The 24,443-nt window shown below is 72.7% G+C and carries 22 protein-coding genes and 2 pseudogenes; 17 read left to right on the top strand and 7 right to left on the bottom strand.

Annotation, left to right across the window (positions count from 1 at the left end):
- Positions 1-9: 9 nt before the first annotated feature.
- The 3 genes and pseudogenes from uvrB to ABFJ78_RS19170 form a co-directional block, all read right to left on the bottom strand.
- Positions 10-2,166 carry an excinuclease ABC subunit UvrB gene (gene uvrB / locus ABFJ78_RS19180; protein WP_436387697.1) on the bottom strand — a complete coding sequence of 719 codons (2,157 nt, stop codon included), beginning with the start codon at positions 2,164-2,166 and terminating at the stop codon, positions 10-12.
- 46 nt (positions 2,167-2,212) lie between these two features.
- Positions 2,213-2,818 (bottom strand): carboxymuconolactone decarboxylase family protein, encoded by a 606-nt coding sequence (locus ABFJ78_RS19175; protein ID WP_436387696.1) that lies wholly within the window; start codon positions 2,816-2,818, stop codon positions 2,213-2,215.
- A gap of 879 nt (positions 2,819-3,697) precedes the next feature.
- Positions 3,698-4,561, bottom strand: a pseudogene (locus ABFJ78_RS19170) (DUF5685 family protein); the annotation flags it as partial.
- A 100-nt stretch (positions 4,562-4,661) separates the two neighbouring features.
- Between ABFJ78_RS19170 and ABFJ78_RS19165 the strand changes: the two are divergent.
- From ABFJ78_RS19165 to ABFJ78_RS19130, 8 genes and pseudogenes are all read left to right on the top strand, one after another.
- Complete coding sequence (locus ABFJ78_RS19165) at positions 4,662-5,180, top strand: DUF402 domain-containing protein (protein WP_436387695.1); 519 nt, start codon at positions 4,662-4,664, stop codon at positions 5,178-5,180.
- 117 nt (positions 5,181-5,297) lie between these two features.
- Complete coding sequence (locus ABFJ78_RS19160; RefSeq protein ID WP_436387694.1) at positions 5,298-6,203, top strand: ABC transporter ATP-binding protein; 906 nt, start codon at positions 5,298-5,300, stop codon at positions 6,201-6,203.
- A 12-nt stretch (positions 6,204-6,215) separates the two neighbouring features.
- Positions 6,216-6,959 carry an ABC transporter permease gene (locus tag ABFJ78_RS19155; RefSeq protein WP_436387693.1) on the top strand — a complete coding sequence of 248 codons (744 nt, stop codon included), beginning with the start codon at positions 6,216-6,218 and terminating at the stop codon, positions 6,957-6,959.
- Positions 6,950-8,446, top strand: a complete 1,497-nt coding sequence (locus ABFJ78_RS19150) for an ArnT family glycosyltransferase (protein WP_436387692.1) — start codon at positions 6,950-6,952, stop codon at positions 8,444-8,446. Before ABFJ78_RS19155 ends, ABFJ78_RS19150 begins: the two co-directional genes overlap by 10 nt.
- Positions 8,447-8,533: 87 nt before the next feature.
- A pseudogene (locus ABFJ78_RS19145) lies at positions 8,534-9,709 on the top strand (ArnT family glycosyltransferase); the annotation flags it as partial.
- 266 nt (positions 9,710-9,975) lie between these two features.
- The gene (locus ABFJ78_RS19140; RefSeq protein ID WP_436387691.1) at positions 9,976-10,287 is read left to right on the top strand and encodes a hypothetical protein; all 312 of its coding nucleotides are present in this window, start codon (positions 9,976-9,978) and stop codon (positions 10,285-10,287) included.
- The gene (locus ABFJ78_RS19135; protein WP_436387690.1) at positions 10,284-11,555 is read left to right on the top strand and encodes a histidine kinase; all 1,272 of its coding nucleotides are present in this window, start codon (positions 10,284-10,286) and stop codon (positions 11,553-11,555) included. The genes ABFJ78_RS19140 and ABFJ78_RS19135 overlap by 4 nt, the downstream gene beginning before the upstream one ends.
- The gene (locus ABFJ78_RS19130) at positions 11,552-12,175 is read left to right on the top strand and encodes a response regulator (RefSeq protein WP_372667102.1); all 624 of its coding nucleotides are present in this window, start codon (positions 11,552-11,554) and stop codon (positions 12,173-12,175) included. Before ABFJ78_RS19135 ends, ABFJ78_RS19130 begins: the two co-directional genes overlap by 4 nt.
- Here the strand turns inward: ABFJ78_RS19130 and coaE are convergent.
- Entirely contained in the window at positions 12,172-13,356 is a 1,185-nt protein-coding gene (coaE, locus tag ABFJ78_RS19125; RefSeq protein ID WP_436387689.1) for a dephospho-CoA kinase, read from the bottom strand. The genes ABFJ78_RS19130 and coaE overlap by 4 nt on opposite strands.
- A gap of 143 nt (positions 13,357-13,499) precedes the next feature.
- On the opposite strand from coaE, the gene ABFJ78_RS19120 reads away from it, so the two are divergent.
- Both ABFJ78_RS19120 and ABFJ78_RS19115 read left to right on the top strand, forming a co-directional pair.
- On the top strand, positions 13,500-13,736 hold the full coding sequence (locus ABFJ78_RS19120) for a hypothetical protein (RefSeq protein WP_436387688.1): 237 nt from the start codon (positions 13,500-13,502) through the stop codon (positions 13,734-13,736).
- Positions 13,737-13,873: 137 nt separating this feature from the next.
- Positions 13,874-14,122, top strand: a complete 249-nt coding sequence (locus ABFJ78_RS19115; RefSeq protein ID WP_436387687.1) for a hypothetical protein — start codon at positions 13,874-13,876, stop codon at positions 14,120-14,122.
- Between the two features lie 39 nt (positions 14,123-14,161).
- Here the strand turns inward: ABFJ78_RS19115 and ABFJ78_RS19110 are convergent, their stop codons facing one another.
- Entirely contained in the window at positions 14,162-14,608 is a 447-nt protein-coding gene (locus ABFJ78_RS19110) for an OsmC family protein (protein ID WP_436387686.1), read from the bottom strand.
- Between the two features lie 4 nt (positions 14,609-14,612).
- Positions 14,613-15,233 (bottom strand): HD domain-containing protein, encoded by a 621-nt coding sequence (locus ABFJ78_RS19105; RefSeq protein ID WP_436387685.1) that lies wholly within the window; start codon positions 15,231-15,233, stop codon positions 14,613-14,615.
- 183 nt (positions 15,234-15,416) lie between these two features.
- Here ABFJ78_RS19105 and ABFJ78_RS19100 point away from each other — a divergent pair, with 183 nt between their 5' ends.
- The gene (locus ABFJ78_RS19100; protein WP_436387805.1) at positions 15,417-16,031 is read left to right on the top strand and encodes a TetR/AcrR family transcriptional regulator; all 615 of its coding nucleotides are present in this window, start codon (positions 15,417-15,419) and stop codon (positions 16,029-16,031) included.
- A 178-nt stretch (positions 16,032-16,209) separates the two neighbouring features.
- On the opposite strand, the gene rpsA is transcribed toward ABFJ78_RS19100, so the two are convergent.
- A complete protein-coding gene (gene rpsA, locus ABFJ78_RS19095; protein WP_364451091.1) occupies positions 16,210-17,709 on the bottom strand; it encodes a 30S ribosomal protein S1 in 1,500 nt (499 codons plus the stop codon).
- A gap of 291 nt (positions 17,710-18,000) precedes the next feature.
- On the opposite strand from rpsA, the gene ABFJ78_RS19090 reads away from it, so the two are divergent.
- The 6 genes from ABFJ78_RS19090 (at position 18,001) to ABFJ78_RS19065 (ending at position 24,369) form a co-directional block, all read left to right on the top strand.
- Entirely contained in the window at positions 18,001-18,852 is an 852-nt protein-coding gene (locus ABFJ78_RS19090; protein WP_436387684.1) for a class I SAM-dependent methyltransferase, read from the top strand.
- Positions 18,849-19,760 (top strand): GNAT family N-acetyltransferase, encoded by a 912-nt coding sequence (locus ABFJ78_RS19085; protein WP_436387683.1) that lies wholly within the window; start codon positions 18,849-18,851, stop codon positions 19,758-19,760. Before ABFJ78_RS19090 ends, ABFJ78_RS19085 begins: the two co-directional genes overlap by 4 nt.
- A 20-nt stretch (positions 19,761-19,780) precedes the next feature.
- Positions 19,781-20,701: a GNAT family N-acetyltransferase gene (locus ABFJ78_RS19080; RefSeq protein WP_436387682.1), complete on the top strand. Its 921-nt coding sequence runs from the start codon at positions 19,781-19,783 to the stop codon at positions 20,699-20,701.
- 517 nt (positions 20,702-21,218) lie between these two features.
- On the top strand, positions 21,219-21,908 hold the full coding sequence (locus ABFJ78_RS19075) for an ABC transporter ATP-binding protein (RefSeq protein WP_436387681.1): 690 nt from the start codon (positions 21,219-21,221) through the stop codon (positions 21,906-21,908).
- Positions 21,905-23,800: a YhgE/Pip family protein gene (locus ABFJ78_RS19070; protein WP_436387680.1), complete on the top strand. Its 1,896-nt coding sequence runs from the start codon at positions 21,905-21,907 to the stop codon at positions 23,798-23,800. The genes ABFJ78_RS19075 and ABFJ78_RS19070 overlap by 4 nt, the downstream gene beginning before the upstream one ends.
- A complete protein-coding gene (locus ABFJ78_RS19065; protein ID WP_436387679.1) occupies positions 23,797-24,369 on the top strand; it encodes a TetR/AcrR family transcriptional regulator in 573 nt (190 codons plus the stop codon). Before ABFJ78_RS19070 ends, ABFJ78_RS19065 begins: the two co-directional genes overlap by 4 nt.
- Positions 24,370-24,443 lie beyond the last annotated feature (74 nt).

Below are 24,443 nucleotides of genomic sequence, written 5' to 3'. Positions count from 1 at the left end.
GACGGCCGCCTACTTGATGCCGGCCGCGTCCATGCCCCTCAGCTCCTTCTTCAGGTCCGAAATCTCGTCGCGCAGCCGCGCCGCCAGTTCGAACTGGAGGTCGCGGGCCGCCTGCATCATCTGGTCGGTCATCTGCTGGATCAGGTCCGCCAGCTGGGCCCGCGGCATCGCCGAGACGTCCTTGTCCACCAGCATCCCCGAGCTGCGCACGCGGTCGCCCTGCTCGGGCTTCTTGCCGCGCGAGGAGTTGCGGCCCGAGCCGCCCACCGAGACCTGCTCGGTGTCCTCCGCCTCGCTGTACACCCGGTCGAGGATGTCCGCGATCTTCTTCCGCAGCGGCTGCGGATCGACCCCTCGCTCGACGTTGTAGGCGACCTGCTTCTCGCGGCGGCGGTCCGTCTCGTCGATCGCGTGCTGCATGGAATCGGTGATCTTGTCCGCGTACATGTGGACCTCGCCCGACACGTTTCGCGCCGCGCGGCCGATCGTCTGGATCAGCGACGTCCCGCTGCGGAGGAAGCCCTCCTTGTCCGCGTCGAGGATCGCCACCAGCGACACTTCCGGCAGGTCGAGGCCCTCGCGCAGCAGGTTGATGCCGACCAGCACGTCGAAGTCGCCCGCCCGCAGCTGCCGCAGCAGCTCCACCCGCCGCAGCGTGTCGACCTCCGAGTGCAGGTAGCGCACCCGGATGCCCAGCTCCAGCAGGTAGTCGGTCAGGTCCTCGGCCATCTTCTTCGTCAGCGTGGTCACCAGGACGCGCTCGTCCTTGTCCGCGCGCTCGCGGATCTCGTGGACCAGGTCGTCGATCTGGCCCTCGGTCGGCTTGACGACCACCTTCGGGTCGACCAGGCCCGTCGGCCGGATGACCTGCTCGACGAACTCGCCGCCCGCCTGGCCCATCTCGTACGGCCCCGGCGTCGCCGACAGATACACCGTCTGCCCGATCCGGTCGGAGAACTCCTCCCAGGTCAGCGGCCGGTTGTCGACCGCGCTCGGCAACCGGAAGCCGTACTCCACCAGGTTCCGCTTCCGGGACATGTCACCCTCGTACATGCCGCCGATCTGCGGGACCGTCTGGTGCGACTCGTCGATCACCAGCAGGAAGTCGTCCGGGAAGTAGTCGATCAGCGTCGCCGGCGCGGTGCCCGGCCCGCGGCCGTCGATGTGCCGCGAGTAGTTCTCGATGCCGGAGCAGAACCCGACCTGCCGCATCATCTCGATGTCGTAGGCCGTGCGCATCCGCAGCCGCTGCGCCTCCAGCAGCTTGCCCTGCTTCTCCAGCTCCGCCAGGCGTTCCTCGAGCTCCTTTTCGATGCCCTGGATAGCCTTTTCCATCCGCTCCGGGCCCGCGACGTAGTGCGTCGCCGGGAAGATCCGGACCTCGTCGACCTCCTTGACGATGTCGCCGGTCAGCGGGTGCAGGTAGTAGAGCTTCTCGACCTCGTCGCCGAAGAACTCGACGCGGATCGCCAGCTCCTCGTACGCCGGGATGATCTCCACCGTGTCGCCGCGCGCGCGGAACGTGCCGCGTGCGAACGCGACGTCGTTGCGCGTGTACTGCACGTCCACCAGCGCGCGCAGGAAGACGTCCCGGTCGAGCTGCATGCCGACCGCCAGTTTCGACGACCGGTCGAGGTACGACTGCGGCGTGCCCAGGCCGTAGATGCACGAGACACTGGCGACCACGATGACGTCCCGCCGCGAGAGCAGGTTCATCGTCGCCGAGTGCCGCAGCCGCTCGACGTCGTCGTTGATCGACGAGTCCTTCTCGATGTAGGTGTCCGTCTGCGCGATGTACGCCTCGGGCTGGTAGTAGTCGTAGTAGCTGACGAAGTACTCGACCGCGTTGTTCGGGAACAGCTCGCGCAGCTCGTTGGCCAGCTGCGCGGCGAGGGTCTTGTTCGGCGCCATCACCAGCGTCGGCCGCTGGACGCGCTCGATCAGCCACGCCGTGGTCGCCGACTTGCCGGTACCGGTGGCGCCCAGCAGCACGATGTCTTTTTCGCCCGCCTTGACCCGGCGTTCGAGCTCGTCGATGGCCGCCGGCTGGTCACCGGCGGGCTGGTAGTCACTGACCACCTCGAAGCGGCCGCCGGTCCGGGGGATCTCCGAGACCGGGCGGAAGTCGGACTGGGCGAGCACGGGGTGTTCGGTTGCGAAAGCCACGTCGACCAGAGTAAGCCGACCCACCGACAATTTCCGTCGGGCCTGGTCAGCGGGGGCGGAACACCGTGACGGAGGTGACTTCGCCTCCGGTCACGGCGCAGTGCAGGACGGCACCGGGCACGGCGTCGTCTCCGAAGCACGAAACCAGCACCCGGTCCGGCCCGGTCGCCTGGACCTCGGTGCGCGGGAACTCCGCCAGCACCTCGGTCACTTCCGCGGCGGGCTCCCCGAGGTAGGCCAGCACGACTTCGCGCGGGGCGGGCGGCGGCGGGATCGGCAGGCCGTGGCCTTCGAAGAGAAGGTTCAGCTGGTCGGCGGCCGAAACCGCGCGAGGGAAGCCCGCGAACGCGGCCGTCTGGACGACGACTTCGCAGACCTCGGCCGGCGCCAGCCCTGAAGCGAGGCCGGTGCGGAGGTGGACGCTCAGCGGCGGCCCCACCATCCCCGCCGCGACGATCGTGGCCAGCGTAGCGGCTTCGCGGGTCCGGCTGTCGAGCGCGGGACGTTCGTGCAGGTGGCCGTAGACGGTCCCGACGGCCAGCTCGCCCAGCGCGGGGACGGTGGCGAACAGCGCGTCGAGCCGCTTCGTGCCGTCTTCGACCAGCTCGGCGAAGTTCTCGCGGCCCCGGTCGTGCAGGTCGTCCATCGTCATCCCGCTCCCCCTTCAGCAGCTGCAGTCGCAACAGGAGCAGCAGTCGCAACACCCGTCACAGCCGCAGTCGCAGCCGCCGGTCGAGTGCGGTTTCCCGCTCCACGGCCCAGGATAGGGATCGCGGCAGCAGAACTGGCAGGTGCAGCACATGTACGGCGTGAGGGCGCAGCCGAGGAAGAAGTTGCGTTTCTTGGGCGGGACGGCGAACTTCGGGTACCAGAGGCCGCCGCCTTTGCCGTCGAGGGATTCGGGACCGGAGGAATCGCCGGGACCTCCAGGACCGCCAGGGCCTCCCGGCCCGCCGGGTCCACCCGGCCCGCCGGGTCCACCCGGACCGCCGGGCCCTCCAGGTCCGCCGGGACCACGGCCGCCGGGCCCACCTGGGCCGCGGCCACCGGGGCCGCCGGGGCCGGGAGCGCCCGGCGGCGGAACCGGCCCGGGCGGCGGAAAGCCCTGCGGCCGCTGCGAACCCCATCCGGGCGGGATCTGCTGCGGGGTCGGCCCGGGCCCGATCCACCCCGGCGGAGGCGGCGGCTGGTGCGGATGCTGCTGCGGGGTCGGCCCAGGCCCGATCCACCCGGGCGGCGGCTGCTGCCCGGCGAGACCGCCCGGCAACCGATCGCCGGGCGCCGGCCTCGAGCCGGCCGAGGACTCCAGGTCGCTCGCGGTCGCCGGACCGGCGCCGAGGACAGAGCCGGGTCCGGAGTCCGAGCCATCCCCCCGCGCCGAGCCGCCGCCGTACGCCGAGCCGTGCCCAAAGCCCGAGCCATGCCCCCGCGCCGAACCGCCGCCGTACACCGAGCCGTGCCCAAAGCCCGAGCCATGCCCCCGCGCCGAACCGCCGCCGTGCGCCGAGCCGTGCCCGAAGTCCGAGCCATGGCCGTGCGCCGCCCCATGGCCGAAGGCCCGCCGCACTGCCTGGCGCAACTCGTGCACCAGCAGCGCGTGCACCAGCCCCGGCTCCGCGAACTCGGCCTCCCGCAGCGCCAGCTCCACCCCCAGCACCGCGTCATCGCACAACCGCCGCGCCTCGGCCCACGAAGTCCCGGTCACCCGCAACGGGTTCCACGCCCCGGCCGATGCGTCCACCGCGTAGTCCTCGACCGCGTCGAGCAAGTGCGCCACCCGCCCGAACAACCGTCCGGCCTCCGCCAGCGGCGCCACGTTGCCCGGCCGTCCCGCCAGCTCCGCCGTCCGCGCGAACGCCGCCGACGTCGCCAGCTCGGCGGGCTCGGTCGCCAGCAACGCCGAGTCCCCCGACCCGACGGACCGCTCCAGCGACCCCTGCCGCGACACTGCCTCGGTCAGCACCGACGTGTCGAACCCCACCCGGCCACCGGTACTGCTTCCCTGCGACGCCCACCGAGCCGCGACCCGGCGCGCGGCGAGCGCCACCGGACGCCGGCCGAACGCGCCGTCGCCGTCCTCGACGTGGTCGCCCACCTTCGCCGCCGCCAGCACCAACGACACCGCCGCCGCGAGCTGGGCTCCCTCGCCCTGCGCCACCGACGCCGGCCGCATGCCGCGCAGCGGACACGGGCCCGCGTCGCGACGCAGGTCGCCGCGCGGGGTCTGCGCTTCGACCAGCACCGAGATGATCAGCCCGTCGTAGTTCGTGACGACGCGGGCGAACTGCCCGTGCTCGTCACGCAGCGTCAGGCAGAGCCCGCACAGGTGCGCCAGCCAGTCCGCGTGCAGTCCCTCGGACAGCCGATGCCTACACGGCCTGATGATCCCGAACATCCCCGGTTCCCCTCACTCACAGTCGGCGCACCTTAGCCCGAACGCGTGGCGCGCGTGGCGCGTGTACGCGATTCGTGACCCGCCCGGCAGGATGAGCGCCATGGCCGTACTGCACCCCCCGAAGGTCGAGGTCTTCGACCCCGCCGCGCGCGCGAACATCGACCCGAAGGGCATCGTGCGGGAGGTCGAGGAGTACCGCGAAGAACCGTTCGGCCTGTACCTGGCCCGCCCGACGCCGGGGCGCGCCCAGTTCCACTACCTCGAGTCGTGGCTGGTGCCCCGGCTCGGCCTGCGGTTCACCGACTTCTGGTTCTCCCCCGGTCACGAACGCGACCAGGACTTCTACCTCGACGTCGTCCGCGTCCGCCGCGACGGCCCGCGCTGGGTCGCCACCGACCTCTACGTCGACATCGTGCTCAAGGACAAGCTGTCGCTGCGGGTGATCGACACCGACGAGCTCCTCGAGGCCCACGCCGCCGGCCTCGTCACCGCCGAAGACGCGCAGTACGCCCTGGAAACCGCCTACGCGGCGGTCGAAGGGCTGGCCGCGCACGGCTACGACCTCGCCGCCTGGCTGTCCACGAAGGACATCGCGCTCACCTGGCGCCGCCACCCCTAGGGGCCGCCGCATCCTCCGAACGATGGATGCGGGGTGGATCGTTCTGATGACGCGCCGCACCGGTCCGCCGCGGGATTCTCGATCTGTCGGATACGGATCGAGTAGGGGGACGGCGACATGCCGGTCATCGAGGTCGAGCACCTCCACAAGCGGTACGGGGACAAAGTCGCGGTCGACGACGTCTCGTTCACCGTCGAACGCGGCGAGATCTTCGGGATCCTGGGCCCGAACGGCGCGGGCAAGACCACGACCGTCGAGTGCCTGGAAGGCCTGCGGACGCCCGACGGCGGCGAGCTTTCGGTGCTGGGCCTCGACCCGCGCCGCGACCGGGCCGAGCTGCGCCAGCGCGTCGGCGTCCAGCTCCAGGAGGGCAGGCTGCAGGACAAGCTGCGGGTCGGCGAGCTGCTCGACCTCTACGCCGCCTTCTACCGGACGCCTGCCGATCCGGACGAGCTGCTGGCCACGCTCGGCCTGACCGAGCACCGGAACACCGCGTACAAGAAGCTTTCCGGCGGCCAGCAGCAACGGCTGTCCATCGCGCTCGCGCTGGTCGGGAGCCCGGAGCTGGCGGTGCTCGACGAGCTCACCACCGGCCTCGACCCGCAGGCCCGCCGCGACACGTGGGAGCTCATCGAGACCGTCCGCGCCCAGGGCGTGACGATCCTGCTGGTCACGCACTTCATGGAGGAAGCCGAGCGGCTCTGCGACCGGATCGCGGTGATCGACGCCGGCCGCGTCGTCGCCGTCGACTCGCCCGCCGGGCTGGTCGCGCGGGTCACCGACGAGCAGGTCGTGCGGTTCCGGCCGTCGGCGCCGCTGGAGCCCGGCGCGCTCGAGGCGCTGCCCGAGGTCCGCGCGGTCGAGCGGCGCGGCGAGCGCCTGGTCGTCCGCGGCGACGGGAACGTGCTCCACGCGGTGACGTCGCTGCTCGCGCGGCTCGGCGTGCTCGCCGGCGACCTGCGCGTCGAGCAGGCCGGCCTCGACGACGCCTTCGTCGCGCTCACCGGTCACCGGCCGGACTGAAGGGGGAAACCAATGACCGTCCTGACCAAGCTGACGGCCGCCGAGGCCAAGGTGTTCCTGCGCGACCCGGGGGCGCCGGCCATCGTCGTCGGCATCCCGCTCGCCCTGCTGCTGGTGTTCGGGCTGCTGCCCGGCGCGAACGAGCCGGACCCCAAGTACGGCGGGCACAGCGCGCTGGCCACGGTGATCGCGCCGATGGCCGTCACGATCCTGCTGGCCATGCTGGCCCTGACGCACTTCCCGAACGTCATGGGCACCTACCGCGAGAAAGGCCTGCTGAAGCGGCTTTCCGCGAGCCCCGTGTCCCCGAGCCGGTTGCTCACCGCGCAACTGCTGGTCAACCTGGCCGCCGCCGTCGTCGTGGTCCTGCTCATCGCCGGGGTCGGCGGGCTCGTGCTCGGCATCCCTCTGCCGGCCAACCCGGCCGGCTTCCTGATCTCGATCGTCCTCGGGGCGCTCTCGCTGTTCTCCGTCGGCCTGCTGATCGCGGCGCTGGCACCGACCGGGCGGGCGGCCGGCGGCATCGGCAGCGCGGTGTTCTTCCCGATGCTGGCGCTGGGCGGGGTCTGGGTGCCGAAGGAGCAGCTGCCGGTGGCGCTGCAGCACGTCGCGGACGTCCTGCCGCTCGGGTCGACGCTCAACGCGCTGCGCGCCACCTGGGCCGGCGACGCCCCCGAGCTGCTGCAGCTCGGCGCGATGGCGGTCTTCGCCGTCGGCTGCACGACGATCGCGGCGCGGGTGTTCCGATGGGAGTGACGACCGCGCCCGCGCCGGCCGTCGTCCGGCCGCTGGCCGTGAAGCCGGTGGCGGTCGTGACGGCGTTGATGGCGATCCCCTTGCTGTTGACGGCGAACCGCTACGGCTACTTCGGCGACGAGCTGTACTTCCTCGCCGCCGGGCGCCACCTGGCGTGGGGATACGTCGACCAGCCCCCGTTGCTTCCATTGCTGGCCAAGGCGATGGACGCGCTCGGGCACTCGCCGTTCGTGCTGCGGATCCCGGCGATACTGGCCGTGCTCGCCGGGGTCGCGCTCACCGCGCTGATCGCCCGCGAGCTCGGCGGCGGCGCGAAGGCCCAGACGCTCGCCGCCGCCACTTTCGCCGTCTCGACGGAGTTCCTGGCGGGCGGGCACTACCTGGCGACGTCCACAGTGGACCCGTTCCTCTGGACGCTGGTGCTGTGGCTGCTGGTCCGCTGGCTGCGCACCCGCGCCGACGGCCTGCTCGTCTGGGCCGGCGTGGTGACGGCCGTCGCGCTGTACACGAAGTTCCTCATCGGCGGTTTCTGGCTCGCCGCCGGCGTCGCGGTCCTCGTCTGCGGGCCACGGGACCTGCTGCGGCGTCCCGCGTTGTGGCTCGGCGCGGCGATCGCCGTGCTGGCACTGGTGCCGACACTGCTCTGGCAGGCCACGCACGGCTGGCCGCAGCTGGGGATGGGCGCGGCGATCTCGGCGGAGGTCGGCGGCACGTGGGGTGGCCGGCTGACGTTCCTGCCGACCGCGGTGCTCGTCGCCGGGCTCCCGGTCGGCGCGGTCCTGCTGGGCTACGGCCTGTGGCGGCTCCTGCGCAGCCGCGAACTGCGCTTCCTCGGCTGGACGACCGTGCTGCTGACCGTCGTGTTCCTGGCGGTGAACGGCCGGTTCTACTACGTCGCCGGGATGTACCCGGTGTGCTGGGCGATGGCCGCCGTCGCGCTCGAACGCCGGGAACCGGCGCGCTGGTGGCGGTGGGTCGCGACCTGGCCGTGCTACGCGCTGGCCGCGCTGGTCGTCGTGCCCGTCGCGCTGCCGGTCTGGCCCCGGGCCTGGCTGACCGAGCACCCGTCGCTGCCGACCCCGCTGTTCTCCTTCGCCGAGATCGGCTGGCCGGAGGGTGCCCGCTCGGTGGCCGGCGCGTTCGCGCGCCTGCCCGACCGGGACCGGACCGCGGTGGTGACCGAGACGTACTGGCAGGCGAGCGCGCTCGACCACTACGGGCGCGACCTCGGCCTTCCCGAGCCGGCCAGCGGGAACCGCGGCTACGCGACGCTGGTCGTCCCGCCGGAAAGCACGACCGAAGTGCTGTTCGTGGGCGAAGATCCGCGGCCGCTGCTCGGGCACTTCGCCGAGCTGCGGCCGATCGGGAAGGTGGACACCGGCACGGCGAAGCCGAGCTACTTCGACGGCGTGCCGCTGTGGCTGGCGACCGGCCGGGTCGAACCGTGGTCCGAGCTGTGGCCGAAGCTGGTGAACACGCACACGTGAGCCCGGCGTCACCATCCGCACGGTGGCTTCAAGGGCCCCCACGTAGGGTGCGGGAAGGACCGGCGCCGACCACCGACAAGGAGCACGATGGACGCCGTAGCCACGGCACCCGACCAGGCGAAAGCCGATCTCGCCCCCTTCGCCAGGCTGCCGGTCGCGCTGCTCGCGCTGGGCACGGCCACGGCGTTGCTGCTGACGGCGGGCCGCTACGGCTACTTCGGCGACGAGCTGTACTTCCTCGCCGCCGGACGCCACCTGGCCTGGGGCTACGCCGACCAGCCGCCGCTCGTCCCGTTCCTCGCGTGGGCGATGGACACGCTCGCGCCGGGCTCGCTCGTCGTCTTCCGGCTGCCGGCGATCGCGGCGACCGCGGCCGGGGTCGTCGTCACCGCGCTGATCGCCCGCGAGCTGGGCGGGCGGCGCAAGGCGCAGGCGCGGGCCGCGGCGGCGTACGCGATCTGCGGGCAGTTCGTCGGCAGCGGTCACTACCTGGCGACGTCGACGATCGACCCGCTGCTGTGGACGCTCGTGCTGTGGCTGCTGGTGCGCTGGGTCCGCACCCGCGCCGACTCGCTGCTGGTGTGGCTCGGCGTCGTGACGGCGGTGGCGCTCAACGACAAGCTGCTCATCGGCGCGTTCTGGGTGGTGGCCGGGCTCGCCGTGCTCGCGTTCGGCCCGCGGGAGCTGCTGCGGCGGCCGAAACTGTGGCTGGGCGCGCTGATCGCCGCCGGCTCGCTGGTGCCGACGCTGCTGTGGCAGCGCGCGAACGGCTGGCCGCAGCTCGGGATGGGCGACACGGTCGGCGCCGAGGTCGACGCGGCGGGCGGGCGGGGGAGCTTCGTCCCGCAGCTGCTGGCCGGAGCCGGCTGGGTCATCGGCGCGCTCGGTGTCCTCTACGGCGTCGCGGTGCTGGCCGGGAGCAGGCAGCTGCGGCCGTACCGGTTCCTCGGCTGGACGGCGCTGGGCGTGGTCGCGGTCTTCCTGGTCGCCAACGGGCGGTACTACTACGCGGCCGGGATGTTCGGCGTGCTGTGGGCCGCGGCCGCCGTGCACTTCGAGACTCTCGAACCCTCCCACCACTTCGGGGGGTCCGCGGGGGCGAAGCCCCCCGGGCCGGGGCGCGGGGGTCGCACCCCCGCATCGGCACTGTGGCGGTGGGTGCCGACGTGGCCGACGTTCGTGCTGTCGGCCCTGTTCAGCCTCCCGTTCACCCTGCCGGTCTGGCCGGCGCACTGGCTGGTCGACCACCCCGCCGCGCCGCGGCCNGGGGGGCCCCCCCCCCCCCCGGGCCGGGGCGCGGGGGTCGCACCCCCGCATCGGCACTGTGGCGGTGGGTGCCGACGTGGCCGACGTTCGTGCTGTCGGCCCTGTTCAGCCTCCCGTTCACCCTGCCGGTCTGGCCGGCGCACTGGCTGGTCGACCACCCCGCCGCGCCGCGGCCCGCGTACGCGGCCGAAGAAATCGGCTGGCCGGACCTCGCCGACGACGTCGCCAAGCTGTACCGGACCGCGCCGCCGGGCACGGCCGTCGTGACCGGCGGCTACTGGCAGGCGGGCGCGCTCGGCCGGTACGGGCCCGAGCGCGGCCTGCCCGAGGCGTACAGCCCGAGCCGCGGCTTCTGGTACTTCGGCCGGCCGGCCGACAACGCCGACACCGTGCTCTTCGTCGGCTATGACCCGTCGAAGCTCGCGAAGTACTTCGGGGACGCGCACATCGTCGGCCAGGTCGGCAACCGGCTCGGCGTGCGCAACGCGAGTGCGCACATGCCCGTCTGGCAGCTCACCGGCCGGACCGCGGGCTGGGCCGAGATCTGGCCGCGGCTCAAGGACATGCGGGCGTGAGCCTCGACGTCGACTGGAGCCGGTCGCTGTGGCCGCCGCTCTCGTCGCGGACCCCGAGCGGCTGGCAGCCGTGGCTGAACCGGGTCGAGCGGTACGTGCCAGGTCTGCTGCTCGCCGTCTCGACGCTGGTCAGCCTCGGCGTCGGCGGGCACGACGGCCGCTGGTGGGCGATCACCGGCACCCTGGTCGCCGTCACCGCGCTCTGGCTGCTCGGCACGATGGTCCTCGCGCCGGTGCGGCTGCGCGAGCGGCCGTCCTTCGCGCTGCTCACGTTCCTCGGCATCCTCGGGCTGGGCAGCGCGCTCGAAGTCCGGGACGTCACGTACGTCATCTTCATGATCTACGCGTTCCTGGCCGCCATGCGGCTGCGGCCGACGTGGCTCGCCTTCACCGCGCTGGCGGCGACGTCGCTGCTGATCAACACTCTCGGCAACGGCGGTCCCGTGCACGCCTTGCGGGAACGGCCGGGCATCTGGATCACGATCATCGTCGTGCAGACCGCGGCCATCGGGGGCGGCGGGCTGCTGTCGGCGGCGGTCGCCCGCCAGAACGAGGAACGCCGGCGCATGCTCGACGAGCTGGCCGCGGCGCAGGCGGAGAACGAGGGCCTGCAACGGCAGCTGCTCAGCCAGGCCCGCGAAGCCGGTGTGCTCGACGAGCGGCAGCGGCTGGCGCAGGAGATCCACGACACCCTGGCGCAGGGCTTCACGGGCATCATCACGCAGCTCGAAGCCGCCGCGCTGGCCAAGGACGAGCCGGCGCAGTGGCAGCGGCACCTGGACTCCGCGACCGCGCTCGCGCGGGAAAACCTCACCGCCGCTCGGCGTTCGGTGCACGCGCTGCACCCCGAGCACCTCGACTCCGCGACGCTGCCCGAGGCGCTCGCCGGGGTCGCGGCGCGGTGGAGCGCGCGGACCGGCGTGCCCGCCGCGGTCACCACCACCGGCGTCCCGCGGCCGCTGCACCCGGAGATCGAGTCGACCGTCCTGCGCGTCACCCAGGAAGCTTTGTCCAATGTGGACAAGCACGCCGCGGCGGGCCGGGTCGGCCTGACGCTGTCCTACATGGACGACGAAGTGACCGTGGACGTCCGCGACGACGGCGCCGGGTTCGTCCCCGGGCCCGGCCCCGGTTTCGGGCTGCCCGGGATGCGCCGCCGCGTCCAGCGGCTCGCCGGTACGCTGCACGTCGAGTCCGAACCCGGCGGCGGCACCGCGATCTCGGCCGTCCTGCCCGCCGTCCCCGCCCCGCCGGAGGCTTCCGCATGACGATCACCGTGCTCATCGCCGACGACCACCCGGTCGTCCGCGACGGCCTGCGCGGCATCTTCACCGGCCGCGGCTTCGAGGTCGTCGGGGAGGCCGCGAACGGCGCCGAAGCCGTGGTGCTGGCCGAGCGGCTGCGCCCCGACGTCGTGCTGATGGACCTGCGGATGCCGGGCACCGACGGCGTCGCGGCGATCACCGAGCTGGCCCGGCTGGGCAACCCGGCGCGCGTTCTGGTGCTCACGACGTACGACACGGACTCCGACGTCCTGCCCGCGGTCGAAGCGGGCGCGACGGGCTACCTGCTCAAGGACGCCCCGCGCGAAGACCTGTTCCGCGCGGTCGAGGCCGCCGCCCGCGGCGAGGCGGTGCTCTCCCCCGCCGTCGCGAGCCGGCTGCTGGGCCGGATGCGCGAGCCGGCGCGGGAACCGCTGTCCCAGCGCGAACTCGAGGTGCTCACCCTGGTGGCGCGCGGGTCGACGAACAAGGAAGCGGCGAAGAAGCTGTTCATCAGCGAGGCGACGGTCAAGACGCACCTGATCCACGTCTACGCGAAGCTCGGCGTCAACGACCGCGCGGCCGCGGTGGCGGTCGCCTTCGAACGCGGGCTGCTCGGCTCTTAGGGCGTCCAGCCGGTGGTCGCGGCCCACTTCTCCGCGCGGGCGAACACGCCGTTGACGAACTCCTGCTTCTCGTCGGCGTAGGCGGCTACGTTGCCGTCCTCGGCGTGCGCGTCGGCCAGCCGGAGCTTGACGTCGCGGTAGTCGTCGCGCTCGCCGGAGTTCGCGCGCAGGTAGTCGCGGAAGAGCAGCGCGAGCCGCCACGCGGGCGTCTCCTCGGCCCGGACGTGCAGGTTCACCGCGCGCTTCGGGTCGGCGCCGACGTGCAGCCGCTTCGGCCACGTCCCGGTACCGTCCTGGGCGTCGTCGCACCAGTCGCCTTCCAGCCGCGGGAACCCCGCGTCGGACAGCAGCTCCGCCAGCGTGTCGGCGTCGTCCAAAGTGGACACGGTGAGCTGCAGGTCGAGGACGTCCTTGGCGGGCAGGCCGGGCACGGCGGTGGATCCGATGTGGTCGGCGCGGCGGGCGAGCTCCCCCGCGACGGCGCGGACCCGGGCGAGCACCCGCTCGGCCTGCGCGGGCCAGGTGAGGTCGTACTCGGCGATCTTCGGGGACACCGGCGGGCGCGGCTTGCGCAGCCGGACGTTCGCCTCGAACGGCACCAGCCGGTCGGCCCACAGCGCGTCGACGTCGAGGAGCACTGCGTCTTCGGGACCGCCGTTGTCCAGCCAGACGTCCGCGACGGCCCGGCGCTGCTCGTCGCTCGCCTGGGCCCGGATCCGCGCCCGCGCGTCGTCCTCGGCCATGCCGCGCGCGGTCACCAGGCGGCGGACCCGGACCTCGACCGGCGCGTCGACGACCACGACCAGGTGGTACGCCGTCGCGAGGCCGTTTTCGACGAGCAGCGGGATGTCGTGGACGACGACGGCGTCCGGCGCGGCGGCGGCCATCAGCTCGCCGGTGCGGGCGCCGACCAGCGGGTGCACGATCGCGTTCAGCCGGCGGCGCGACTCGTCGTCGGCGAACGCCTTCGCGGCGAGGGCGGGCCGGTCGAGCGAGCCGTCGGCGGCCAGGACATCCTCGCCGAACTCCTCGACGAGCCGGGCGAGCCCCTCGGTGCCGGCCGCGACCACCTCGCGGGCGATCCGGTCGGAGTCGATCAGCACGGCGCCGTGCTCGGCGAGCCGGTTCGCCACGGTCGACTTGCCTGCCCCGATCCCACCCGTCAACCCCACACGCAACATGCCGATCACCCTAGTCAGCCTCTTCGGACGGGCTGTCCGTGCGCCCATTCGTGTGACAGCGCCAGCGGACCCGTAACGCGGGTAATCGATTACCGATGGCGAGGTGAGCGGGTTCGCCTTACCCGCCGCATGGAGGGGGAGCCATGAGGATGTCGAAGATCGGCAGGGCGGCGGCCGCCGGGCTGTGCGCGGCCGGGCTGGCAGTGGCGGTGCCCGGCGTGGTGACGGCGGCGCCCGCGCCACCGGCCGCGTGCGTGTTCGGGGTGTACCGGGTGCAGGCGTGGTTCCGATACACGCCGTCCGCGAAGCTGTACGCGGTGGAGCGCACGTGGATCCCGTTCGGGACGGTGACCTGCGGCGGCGCGTCCGGCCCAGCGTGAGGCACACGGACGGGTGAGCCGCAAGGCGAACGTGACGCGTGACTCAACCGATATCCGGACACGCCGCGTTGCTTACCCACGTCCCCCGGCCCGATTGCGTACCGTGCGCGCGACAGGGTCGCCCATACGGAGGAACGATGGCGGACAGCAAGCACGTCGGGAGGCACCGGCTCGGCACACCGGGGCTGGTGCACTGCGTTCTTCACCGCCCCGTGGCCGAGGCGCTGGCGGACTACCGCCGGACGTGGCTGAGCACCCTGCTGGTGCCGGCGAAGCACAGCTTCGCGGGGTTGCGCCGCAAGGCCCGCGCGGCGGCGCTCGAGCGCATCTGGGTCCCGGCTGTCGTCACCCGGGCCCCGGCCGCGGTCACCGTCCGCGCCGCGTAGCCGGACGCGCGGCCCGACCACGGCCGACCCGGCCTTCGCTCAGCCCGCGACCTCGCGAGTCTCGATCGCGATTTCCGCGGACAACGTCCGGTGCACCGGGCACTTGTCCGCGATCACCATCAGCTTCGCGCGCTGGTCGTCGTCCAGGTCGCCCTCGAGCGTGATTTCGCGCGTGATCCGGCTCAGCATGCCGCGCTCGGTCTCGCACTTCTCGCAGTCCTCCGCGTGGATGCGGTCGTGGCGCAGCCGGATCGTCGCGCGGGTCAGCGGGATGCCCTTGCGGTTCGCGTACATCCGCAGCGTGATCGCCGTGCACGAACCCAGCGAGGCCAGCAGCAGCTCGTACGGATTCGGCCCGGCGTCCGCGCCCCCGACCGAGACCGGCTCGTCGACGAGCAGCTCGTGCGTCGCCGTCGTCACCTGCTGCGTGTAGGTGCCGTCGCCGCTCGCGGTGACGACCACCGTGCCGGGCTCGGGGTGCTCCATGCGGTCAGTCCTCCCAGGGTGATTCCTCGATCGTGGTCACGAAGTCCGTGCGCGTGAAGCCTGGCACGAACCGGGCCAGCACGTCGGCTTTGACGTTCCCGAACGTCGTGTCGGGCCGGTCACGGATGCCTTCGGTGAATGCCGCGAGGATGCGCCGCTTGAAGCCGGGCCGCGGGTGCGCGGCCACGACCGCCGCCCGGTCGCGCGCGGGCAGGTCGTCGTAGCCGATGCCCAGGACGTCGTACTCGACGCCCGCCGTCACCAGCGCGACCTCGGGTTCCATGTGCTCGGGGATGCCCGGGGTGGTGTGCAGCGCGATGGCCGTCCAGGCGATCCGGGCGCGTTCGGCGTCGACGTCGTGGTCCAGCAGGAACTTCCGGGCCTCGTCCGCGCCGTCGAGCTCGAAGCGCCGGTCGGTGCGGTGGCCTTCGACGAGCCCGAGGTCGTGGAACAGCGCCGCGACGTAGAGCAGTTCGGTGTCGAAGGCGATGCCTCGGCGCCGGCCCTGGAGGGCGCCGAAGAGGTAGACGCGGGACGAGTGGTCGAACAGGAGCGGGCCGGCGGTGTCGCGGACGTACTCGCCGGCTTCGCGGGCCAGTGCGGTGTCGGGGACTTCGATGGTCATGCCGCCGACGATGCCCGCATGCCCGATGTTCGGACATGCGTCCACCGGACGGGAACCCCGCACATCCGGACATGCGGTTTGTTCCCAAGATGGCCCGGATATCGTATCTTCTGCTGCGGGTGGGTCACCCGGACGTCGTTGTGCGCGAAGAGGGGGTGCGCCGTGGCCACCAGGCACCTGTCGATGCGCCCCGCCGAGCAGGGCAGCCGCGAACGCTTCCTGGACGCGGCGCTGTCGGTGCTGTTCGACCGCGGCGTCTCGGGGCTGTCGGTGCGCGGGGTGGCCGAAGCGGCCGGCGCGTCGACGCTCTCGGTGTACGCCCGCTTCGGCGGCCGCGCGGGCCTGCTCGATGCGCTGTACGAGCGCACGTTCGACTCTCTGCGGGAGCTGCTGGAGGGGCTGCCGCCGTCGAGCCCGGACGGCGTCGCGGACCTGCTGCACCTGGCGCTCGAGTACCGGCGGTTCGCGCTGGAGAGCCCCGTCCGCTACGCGCTGATGTTCGAGCGTCCGGTGCCGGGGTTCGACCCGGACCCGGCGCTGCGGTCGGCGGTGCTGCGGACGACGTTCACGTTGTTCATCACCCGGGTCGAGCGGGTGTGCCCACCGGGAGCGGACCCCCGCGCGGCGGCGTACCAGCTGTGGACGGCGATGCACGGCCTGGTCGGGGCGGAGCTGATGCTGGCGTCGCGGACCCCGCTGCCGGACTGGTTCATCCCGCCGACCGACGAGGCGAACGAAGAGATGTACCGCCGCGGGGTCACCGCGATGATCACCGGCTTGGACCTGCGCAACCGCTGATCCCAGCGCCCCAATGTGGCCTTCGGTGCGTGGGACGCAACCAAGGCGGCCTTCGGTGCGTGGGACGCAACCAAGGCCGCCTTGGGGCGCTTGCCGGCCGGCCGACGCGATCCCGGATGCGGCGAACCCCCGGTCCGAAGTGGACCGGGGGTTCGCCGTCAGATCGGAGCGCTACTGCTCACGCACCACCGGAGAGCTTCTCGCGGAGCGCCGCGAGCTGCTCGTCGGAGGCGAGGGTGCCGCCGCTGCTCTTCGTGTCGGTCGAGGTCGAACCCGAGGTGTAGCTCTCCGAGCCACCCTCGACGCCGGTCGCCGCGTCGGCCGCGGCCTCCGCGTCGGCCTCGACGGCCTTCTGGACCTGCTTCATGTGGGCCTCGTAACGAGTGTGCGCCTCGGCGTACTGGCGCTCCCACTCCTCACGCTGCTTGTCGAAGCCTTCCTGCCACTCCTGGGTGTCCGGGTCGAAGCCTTCGGGGTAGATGTAGTTGCCCTCGGCGTCGTACTCGGCGGCCATGCCGTACTGGGTCGGGTCGAACTCGGTGTCCGGCGTGACACCCTCGTTCGCCTGCTTCAGCGACAGCGAGATGCGACGGCGCTCGAGGTCGATGTCGATGACCTTGACCATGACGTCGCCGTTGACCTGGACGACCTGCTCCGGGATCTCCACGTGGCGCTCGGCCAGCTCGGAGATGTGGACCAGGCCCTCGATGCCCTCTTCGACGCGCACGAACGCACCGAACGGAACCAGCTTGGTGACCTTGCCCGGCACGATCTGGCCGATCGCGTGGGTGCGGGCGAACTGGCGCCACGGGTCTTCCTGGGTCGCCTTCAGCGACAGCGAGACGCGCTCGCGGTCCATGTCGACGTCCAGGACCTCGACCGTGACCTCCTGGCCGACCTCGACGACCTCGGACGGGTGGTCGATGTGCTTCCAGGACAGCTCGGAGACGTGCACCAGGCCGTCGACGCCACCCAGGTCCACGAAGGCACCGAAGTTGACGATGGACGACACGACGCCCTTGCGGACCTGGCCCTTGGCGAGCGCGTTGAGGAACTCGCTGCGCACCTCGGACTGGGTCTGCTCCAGGTAGGCGCGGCGGGACAGGACCACGTTGTTGCGGTTCTTGTCCAGCTCGATGATCTTCGCCTCGAGCTCGCGGCCGACGTACGGCTGCAGGTCGCGCACGCGGCGCATCTCGACCAGGGACGCGGGGAGGAAGCCGCGCAGGCCGATGTCCAGGATGAGGCCGCCCTTGACGACCTCGATGACGGTGCCCTTGACGGGCTCGTCCTTCTCCTTGAGCTCCTCGATCGTGCCCCAGGCGCGCTCGTACTGCGCGCGCTTCTTGGACAGGATCAGACGGCCTTCCTTGTCCTCCTTCTGGAGAACGAGGGCTTCGACCTCATCGCCGACGGTGACAACCTCAGCCGGGTCGACATCGTGCTTGATGGAGAGCTCACGCGAGGGGATGACACCCTCGGTCTTGTAGCCGATGTCGAGCAGGACCTCGTCGCGGTCGACCTTGACGATGGTGCCTTCGACGATGTCGCCATCGTTGAAGTACTTGATCGTCTTGTCGATCGCCGCGAGGAAGTCTTCCTCCGACCCGATGTCGTTGATGGCGACCTGCTGGGGCCCGGTGGGGGCGGTCGGGGCGGTGGCGGTGTCGGTGGTCATTAGGCGGGTTGCTCCGGTGGATGGGAATCGAGGGTTGGCAGTTGTCGGCGCGATGGGCTACTGCGACATGCGATGACCCTGCGAGCAAACGTCCACCAGTGAACGACCGCGGCATGACCCGCATAACGGTGCGCGACCCGAGCCCGACCAAGAAGCTGAGCGGAAGGCAGCGCGAACCCACTGCGCTAACACTTATCGTACGCGGCGGCCGCTAGGGGGCACAATCAGGGTCCCCCTCGATCGCTAAGGTCCTCGCGGAAGCAAACACGCAGCGGACCGGAGACCACCATCATGCCACCGGAGGAGCCGCCCGCGCCGGGGCGCCACGACGCGGCCGAGCACCGGCTGGGTACCGCGGCCGTCGCCTACCGCGAGGTCGGGGGTGCCGAAGCAGCCGCCGCGAACCTCGCCTGGTGGGACGCCGACGCCGACGACTACCAGGCCGAGCACGGCGGGTTCCTCGGCGACGCCGACTTCGTCTGGTGCCCGGAGGGCGTGCGGGAGGCGGACGCGCGGCTGCTCGGCGACGTCCGCGGCAAGCGCGTGCTGGAGGTCGGGTGCGGGCAAGCCGCCTGCGCGCGCTGGCTGACGGCGGAAGGCGCGCTGGCCGTCGCGACCGACCTGTCGGCCGGCATGCTGCGCCACGCCCGCGACGGCAACGCCCGCACCGGGCTCGACGTCCCGCTGGTGCAGGCGAACGCCGAGTACCTGCCGCTGGCGTCCGGCAGCTTCGACGCGGCCTGCTCGGCGTTCGGCGCGATCCCCTTCGTGGCCTCGGTGGACGCCGTCTTCGCCGAGGTGCACCGGGTGCTGCGGCCGGGCGCGCCGTGGGTGTTCTCGGTGACTCACCCGATGCGGTGGATCTTCCCGGACGACCCGGGCCCGCAGGGGCTCACCGTCACCCAGCCGTACTTCGACCGCACGCCCTACGTCGAGGTCGACGACGAGGGCACCGCGACCTACGTCGAGTACCACCACACCCTCGGCGACTACGTGCGCGCGCTGGCCGCGGCCGGGTTCACCCTGACCGACCTGGTCGAACCCGAGTGGCCGGCCGGGCACACGCGGGTCTGGGGCCAGTGGAGCCCGCTGCGCGGCCGGCTCTTCCCGGGCACCGCGATCTTCCGCACGCGCCGCTCGTGAACCCCCTGGAGGCCCAGCAGAACGCGCGGTTCGCCGCCCTCGACCCGCTCCTCCCGCCGATCGCGCCGCCGCCCGCGGCGAACGAGCCGCTGGTGGTGGCGACCGGCGGGCTCCGCGCGGGCGCGCTGCTGACGCACGTCGTGCACGCGCCGGGGTCGTGGCCCGCGCTGTGGGGCCCGCTGGAGATCTGGGACCTGACCGCGGTCCCCGGCGACAGCGGCGCGGCGGGGCTGGCCGCGCTGCTCGGCGCCTGGCGCGACCGGCTGCGCGGGACGCGCCCGGAGCCGGATTCGGGCTGCTCGCTGGCCTGGCCGAGCCGCGACGCCGAGGCGTCCGCGGTCCTGCTGGCCCACGGCTTCGCGCCGATGACCCAGCTGGCGGTGCGCAAGCCGGGACCACCCGAGGAGGCCGGACCCGCGCGGGTGACCGTCCGCCGCGCGGACGAGGGCGACGTCGAGGCCCTGACCGACCTGCGCCTGGCGGAGTGGCGCTACACGTCGCTGGTCGGCACCGCCCGGGAGCGGCCGGGCGCGCGGGCGCTGCTGCGCGCGGAGGTCGTCCGCTCGCTGCGCTTCAGCGGGCTGGTCTGGCTCGCCGAGGACGACGGCGTGCCGGTCGGCATGGCCGCGTGCGCGCTGACCTCGCCGGCGCCGGGCGACAGCCTCCACGGGCGGCTGCACCCGGGCCGCTGGGGGTACGTCGACACGCTGTCGGTCGCGCCCGAAGCGCGCGGCGGCGGCGTGGGCCGGGCGCTGATGGCGGTGGCCCATCGCGAGCTGCTGCGGCCGGACGCACGCGGTACGTTCCTCTTCTACCACCCGGCGAACCCGCTCTCGCCGGTGTTCTGGCACCGGCAGGGCTATCGTCCACTGTGGACGATGTGGATCCGGCGACCCGCCTGGTCCTGACCGACGCACCAGGGGGCTCCATGGACATCGCCGAGCCGCTGCTCGCCGCCCACCGCGCGCGCTTCGCGGCGATCGACGCGCTGCTGCCGCCCGCCGCCCCGCCCGCCGAAGGCGAGCGGCTGGACGCGGCCACCGCGGCCGGCACGCAGGTCACCGGCGTCCTCCAGCGGCACCGGTTCGGCCCCGGCGACGTCCCGATGCTGTGGTCGGCCGCCGACACCTGGCAGCTGTTCCCGTACTTCGGCGACACCGGTACCGAAGGCGCCGACCTGCTGCTGCGCGCGCTCAAGGGCCGGCTGGAGGCGGAGCCGGCCGGCGACGACTCGGCGTGCGTGGTGCTCTGGCCCAGCCGGGACGCCGAGGCGATCCGCGCCTTCCTCGACCACGGCCTGGTCCCCCTGTCGGCGGTCGGCGTGCGGACCGCTCCCCCGCCCGAAACGGACCCGGCGGTCACCGTCCGCCGCGCCGGGCCGGCCGACTACGCCGCCGCGGTGGCGCTCGCCGAGGCGACCTTCGACTACACCGGCCTCGTCGCCTCGCCCCGCCGTCCCAACACCGCCGAGCTGCTCGGCCCCGGCCTGCGCGCGGCCCTCGCCGAAGCCGAACCGCCCGTCTGGCTGGCCGAACAGGACGGCGAAGCCCGCGCGCTGGCGCACTGCGCGTGGGTGGACGCGGCGCCGGGGAACGAGGCCGCCGAGCTGCTCCCGCCGGGCCGCTGGGGCTACGTGAACAACGTCGTGACCGCGCCCGGCGACCGCGGCGGCGGGTTCGGGCGGGCGCTGATGGCCCACGTGCACCGGGAGCTGCACCGGGGCGGCGCCACCCGCACCTACCTCTACTACAACCCGACCAACCCGCTGTCCTCGGTGTTCTGGCACCGGCAGGGCTATCGTCCACTGTGGACGAGCTGGGAGATCCGCCCGGCGTCGGCGCTCCGGTGAGCGGCGGTCTGCCGAGGTGGTCCGTGGAGCCCGGCCGGCGCCGCCCGCACCACCAACCGCCAGGCCGCACCACAGCCGGCCGCCGACAGCCAGGCCGCCCGCTCCCCCGCCGGCCCGGCCGGCACCACCGCCCCGCCGGCACGGCCGGCACCACCGCCCGCCAGGCCGGCGCCGCCCGCGCCACCAACAGCCAGCCCGCACCACAGCCGGCCGCCGACGGCCAGGCTGCCTGCTCCCGCTGGCCCGGCCGGCACCACCACTCGCGGGCCGGCCGGCACCGCCCGCCGGGCCGGCCGAGCACCGCTACCGCCCGACCTGACCCGGCCCGAGCCGGCCGCCAAACCAGCAGCCGGCACCCTCACCCGCCCGGGTCCACCGGGCGGCGCCACCGCCGACCGCGTGCGAGCCTCTCGTGAGTCACCCACGGGTGTGACGTGCGTCCGGTGATCTTGCCGCCCACCCCGGCGAGGACTAGTTTTTGAACTGACCGGTCAGTTCAAAAACGCTGGAGTCCCCCGTGCAGGTCCGAGCCGATCGCGTGTCCCTCGAAGGGCACCACGGCACCTTGTTACCGCCCACCTCGCTGACCGTCGGCGAGGGCGACCTGGCGATCGTGCACGGCGAGCCCGGCGTCGGCGTCACCGCGTTCGGCCTCGCGCTGGCCGGGCGGCTGAAGCCGACCACCGGCACCGTGCACGCCGACGGCGTCGACGCCGGTTTGCCCGAGCTCGTCGCGGTCGTCGACGCTCCCGGCGTCAGCGAGCCCGACGACGCGCTGGCGCTGCGCGTGGTCGTCGGCGAGGAGCTCGCGCTGGCCCACCGCCCGGCCGGCAAGGAGGACGTCGCCCGGTGGCTGGCCGCGCACGACGCCGCGCCGTTCGCCGGCACGCGGTTCGAGAACCTCGCCCCGGCCCTGCGCACCCGGCTGCTCACCGAGCTGGCCGCCGAGCGCAAGGGCGTCCGGCTGCTCGTGCTCGACACGCCCGACCGGCACACCAGTGATGTCGGCAGCTGGGCGGACCTCGCCCGCGAACAGGCCGAGCGCGGGCTCGCCGTCGTCGTCCTGACCGCGACGACGCCGCTGTCCGCGCTGCCGTTCCCGCCCGCCCTCCTGGGCGCCGCCGAGCAGCCCGAGCCGCGGCACCACGCCCCCGAACCCACCCCCACCGAAGAGCTCCCCGAGAGCACCGACGAGGTCACCGAATGAACGCCTTCCGGATCGCGCGCAACGAGCTGCGCCGCCTCTCCACCGGCACGATGCCGAAGCTCGCGCTGGTCGCGCTCGTGCTGGTGCCGCTGCTCTACGCGTCCTTCTACCTCTACGCGAACTACGACCCCTACGGCCGGCTCGACAAGCTGCCCGCCGCCGTCTTCACCAGCGACACGGGCGCGAAGGATTCGACCGGCCAGCAGCGCAACGTCGGCCGCGAGGTGACCGACGAGCTGGTCAAGTCCGGCACCTTCCAGTGGCACGAGGTGTCCGAGCAGGAGGCGCGCGACGGCGTCCGCGACGACAAGTACTCGTTCGCCATCGGCATCCCGAGCGGCTTCTCCGCGGCACTGCTGTCGGTCGGCAACTTCCAGCCGCAGCAGGCGACGATCACGCTGACCACCAACGACGCCAACAACTACCTCTCCGGCACGATCGCCAAGCAGGTCGCCGAGCAGGTGCGCAAGACGATCGCGGAGAAGGTCGGCAGCGAGGCCGCGGACCGGTTCCTCGTCGGCTTCTCCACGATCTACGCCAAGATCCAGGAGGCGTCGACCGGCGCGTCACAGCTCGCTGACGGCGCTTCGCAGCTGAAGTCCGGTCAGCAGCAGCTGGCCGACGGCGCCGCGAAGCTCGCGGACGGCTCGTCGACGCTGGCGACCGGTCTGGGCACGTTGAAGAGCAGTACCGCTTCCCTGCCATCTCAGACGCAGAAGCTGGCCGACGGCGCGTCGCAGGTGGCCGCCGGGGACCAGAAGGTCGCCGACGCGGCGTCGCTGGCCGCCACGGCGTCGTCGGACGTCCAGGGCAAGCTCGACTCCTACCGCACCCAGCTCGTGACGGACCTGCGCGACGCCGGCGTGCCGGAGACCCAGGTCCAGGCGATCGTCGCGCGGGCCGACCAGCTGCGCTCCCCCGTCGACCAGGCGAACGGCAAGATCCAGCAGGCCAACGGCGACCTGGCGAAGCTGGCCGACGGCGCCCGGCAGGTGTCCGACGGCGCGGCCAAGCTCGCCGCCGCGTCGCCGCAGCTGACCAGTGGCATCGCCCAGGCGTCCGACGGCGCGAACCAGCTGCGCGACGGCGCTTCGCAGCTCAGCGACGGCGAAAAGACGGCCGTCACCGGCACGAACCAGCTGGCGGACGGCGCGGTGAAGCTGCGCGACGGGCTCGCGGCCGGGCTCCAGCAGATTCCGAACCCGGACGACCCGACCCGCAACGCGACGGCCAACACGATCGCGGACCCGGTAGCGGTGAACGCCAACGGCGAGGCGTCGGCGGGGACGTACGGCGCCGGTCTCGCGCCGTTCTTCATCTCGCTGGCCACGTGGATCGGCGCGTTCGTGCTGTTCCTGATCCTGCGGCCGCTCTCTACGCGGGCCCTGACCGCGGGCGCGGCGCCGTTCCGGGTCGCCGTCGGCGGCTGGCTGTCCTCGGCGCTGCTCGGTATCGCGCAGGTGATCGTGCTGTTCGGCGCGGTGACGTGGCTGGTCGGCATCCACATCGCGCACCCGCTGGGCGCGATCGGGTTCGCGGTGCTGGTGTCGCTGACGTTCACCTCGGTGGTGCACGCGCTCAACGCGTTCTTCGGCGCGGTCGGCAAGTTCCTCGGCCTGGTGCTGCTGGTGCTGCAGCTGGTCAGCGCGGGCGGCACGTTCCCGTGGCAGACGATCCCGGACGCGCTGTACCCGCTGCACGTGGTGCTGCCGATGGGCTACGCGATCGACGGCTTCCGCCACCTCTTCTACAGCGGCGCGACGGTGCAGATCCTGGGTGACATCGGGGTGCTGCTGGCGTACCTGGTGGGCGGGATCCTGGTGTCGACGCTGGCCGCGCGCAAACGTCGCGTTTGGACGGTGTCCGCGCTCAAGCCCGAGCTGAGCCTGTGAGCGGCGGGACGAAGCAGAAGCTCTTCGAGGCCACGTTGCGGCTCTCGAAGAGCCGGGGCCTGGTGGGGCTGACGGTCGACGACATCGCGGCCGAGGCCGGCGTCGCGAAGGGCACGGTCTACTACAACTTCGGCTCGAAGGACGGCCTGGTCGACGGGCTCCTGCGGTACGGGGTCGACATGCTGGCCTCGCGGCTTCGTTCCGCGGTCTCCGAAGAGGACCCGCTGGACGTGATCGAGGCGCAGGTCGATGTCACCTTGGAGTTCATCGCCCGGTATCCGGGGTTTTCGCAGATCCTGGTGAGCGAGCTGTGGCGGACGCCGGGCCAGTGGCACGACACGCTTTCCTTGCTGCGCGAGGAGATCATCTCGATCGTGAAGCAGCAGCTGTCGCGTTTGGACGCGGCCGGGCGGCTGCCGGAGGGGGTCGAGATCCCGACGGCGGCGGCGGGGCTGTTCGGGACGATGCTGGTGGTGGCGCTCGACTGGCAGGTGTTCGGGCCGCAGCGGACGCGGGGCGAGGTGCGGGAAGCGGTGATGGTGCTGATCCGGGGCTTGGGACGGCGCTGAGCCGGCGTTTCCGGTGTAGTGAATGACTCATTCATGTCGCCAGACGACAGGAATGAGTCATTCACTACGTCTGT

Source organism: Amycolatopsis sp. MEPSY49, from assembly GCF_051337345.1.
GTDB lineage: Bacteria > Actinomycetota > Actinomycetes > Mycobacteriales > Pseudonocardiaceae > Amycolatopsis.
Note: the sequence above shows the minus strand (reverse complement) of the source record. Positions and strands in the feature narration are given on the sequence as shown.

What these genes read in the sequence shown, in the direction of transcription:
- ABFJ78_RS19175 (WP_436387696.1), bottom strand. Translation starts at nt 2,818, where the DNA reads ATGACGATGGACGACCTGCACGACCGGGGCCGCGAGAACTTCGCCGAG.
- ABFJ78_RS19165 (WP_436387695.1), top strand. Translation starts at nt 4,662, where the DNA reads ATGGCCGTACTGCACCCCCCGAAGGTCGAGGTCTTCGACCCCGCCGCG.
- ABFJ78_RS19160 (WP_436387694.1), top strand. Translation starts at nt 5,298, where the DNA reads ATGCCGGTCATCGAGGTCGAGCACCTCCACAAGCGGTACGGGGACAAA.
- ABFJ78_RS19155 (WP_436387693.1), top strand. Translation starts at nt 6,216, where the DNA reads ATGACCGTCCTGACCAAGCTGACGGCCGCCGAGGCCAAGGTGTTCCTG.
- ABFJ78_RS19150 (WP_436387692.1), top strand. Translation starts at nt 6,950, where the DNA reads ATGGGAGTGACGACCGCGCCCGCGCCGGCCGTCGTCCGGCCGCTGGCC.
- ABFJ78_RS19130 (WP_372667102.1), top strand. Translation starts at nt 11,552, where the DNA reads ATGACGATCACCGTGCTCATCGCCGACGACCACCCGGTCGTCCGCGAC.
- coaE (WP_436387689.1), bottom strand. Translation starts at nt 13,356, where the DNA reads ATGTTGCGTGTGGGGTTGACGGGTGGGATCGGGGCAGGCAAGTCGACC.
- ABFJ78_RS19120 (WP_436387688.1), top strand. Translation starts at nt 13,500, where the DNA reads ATGAGGATGTCGAAGATCGGCAGGGCGGCGGCCGCCGGGCTGTGCGCG.
- ABFJ78_RS19115 (WP_436387687.1), top strand. Translation starts at nt 13,874, where the DNA reads ATGGCGGACAGCAAGCACGTCGGGAGGCACCGGCTCGGCACACCGGGG.
- ABFJ78_RS19110 (WP_436387686.1), bottom strand. Translation starts at nt 14,608, where the DNA reads ATGGAGCACCCCGAGCCCGGCACGGTGGTCGTCACCGCGAGCGGCGAC.
- ABFJ78_RS19105 (WP_436387685.1), bottom strand. Translation starts at nt 15,233, where the DNA reads ATGACCATCGAAGTCCCCGACACCGCACTGGCCCGCGAAGCCGGCGAG.
- ABFJ78_RS19100 (WP_436387805.1), top strand. Translation starts at nt 15,417, where the DNA reads ATGCGCCCCGCCGAGCAGGGCAGCCGCGAACGCTTCCTGGACGCGGCG.
- rpsA (WP_364451091.1), bottom strand. Translation starts at nt 17,709, where the DNA reads ATGACCACCGACACCGCCACCGCCCCGACCGCCCCCACCGGGCCCCAG.
- ABFJ78_RS19090 (WP_436387684.1), top strand. Translation starts at nt 18,001, where the DNA reads ATGCCACCGGAGGAGCCGCCCGCGCCGGGGCGCCACGACGCGGCCGAG.
- ABFJ78_RS19080 (WP_436387682.1), top strand. Translation starts at nt 19,781, where the DNA reads ATGGACATCGCCGAGCCGCTGCTCGCCGCCCACCGCGCGCGCTTCGCG.
- ABFJ78_RS19070 (WP_436387680.1), top strand. Translation starts at nt 21,905, where the DNA reads ATGAACGCCTTCCGGATCGCGCGCAACGAGCTGCGCCGCCTCTCCACC.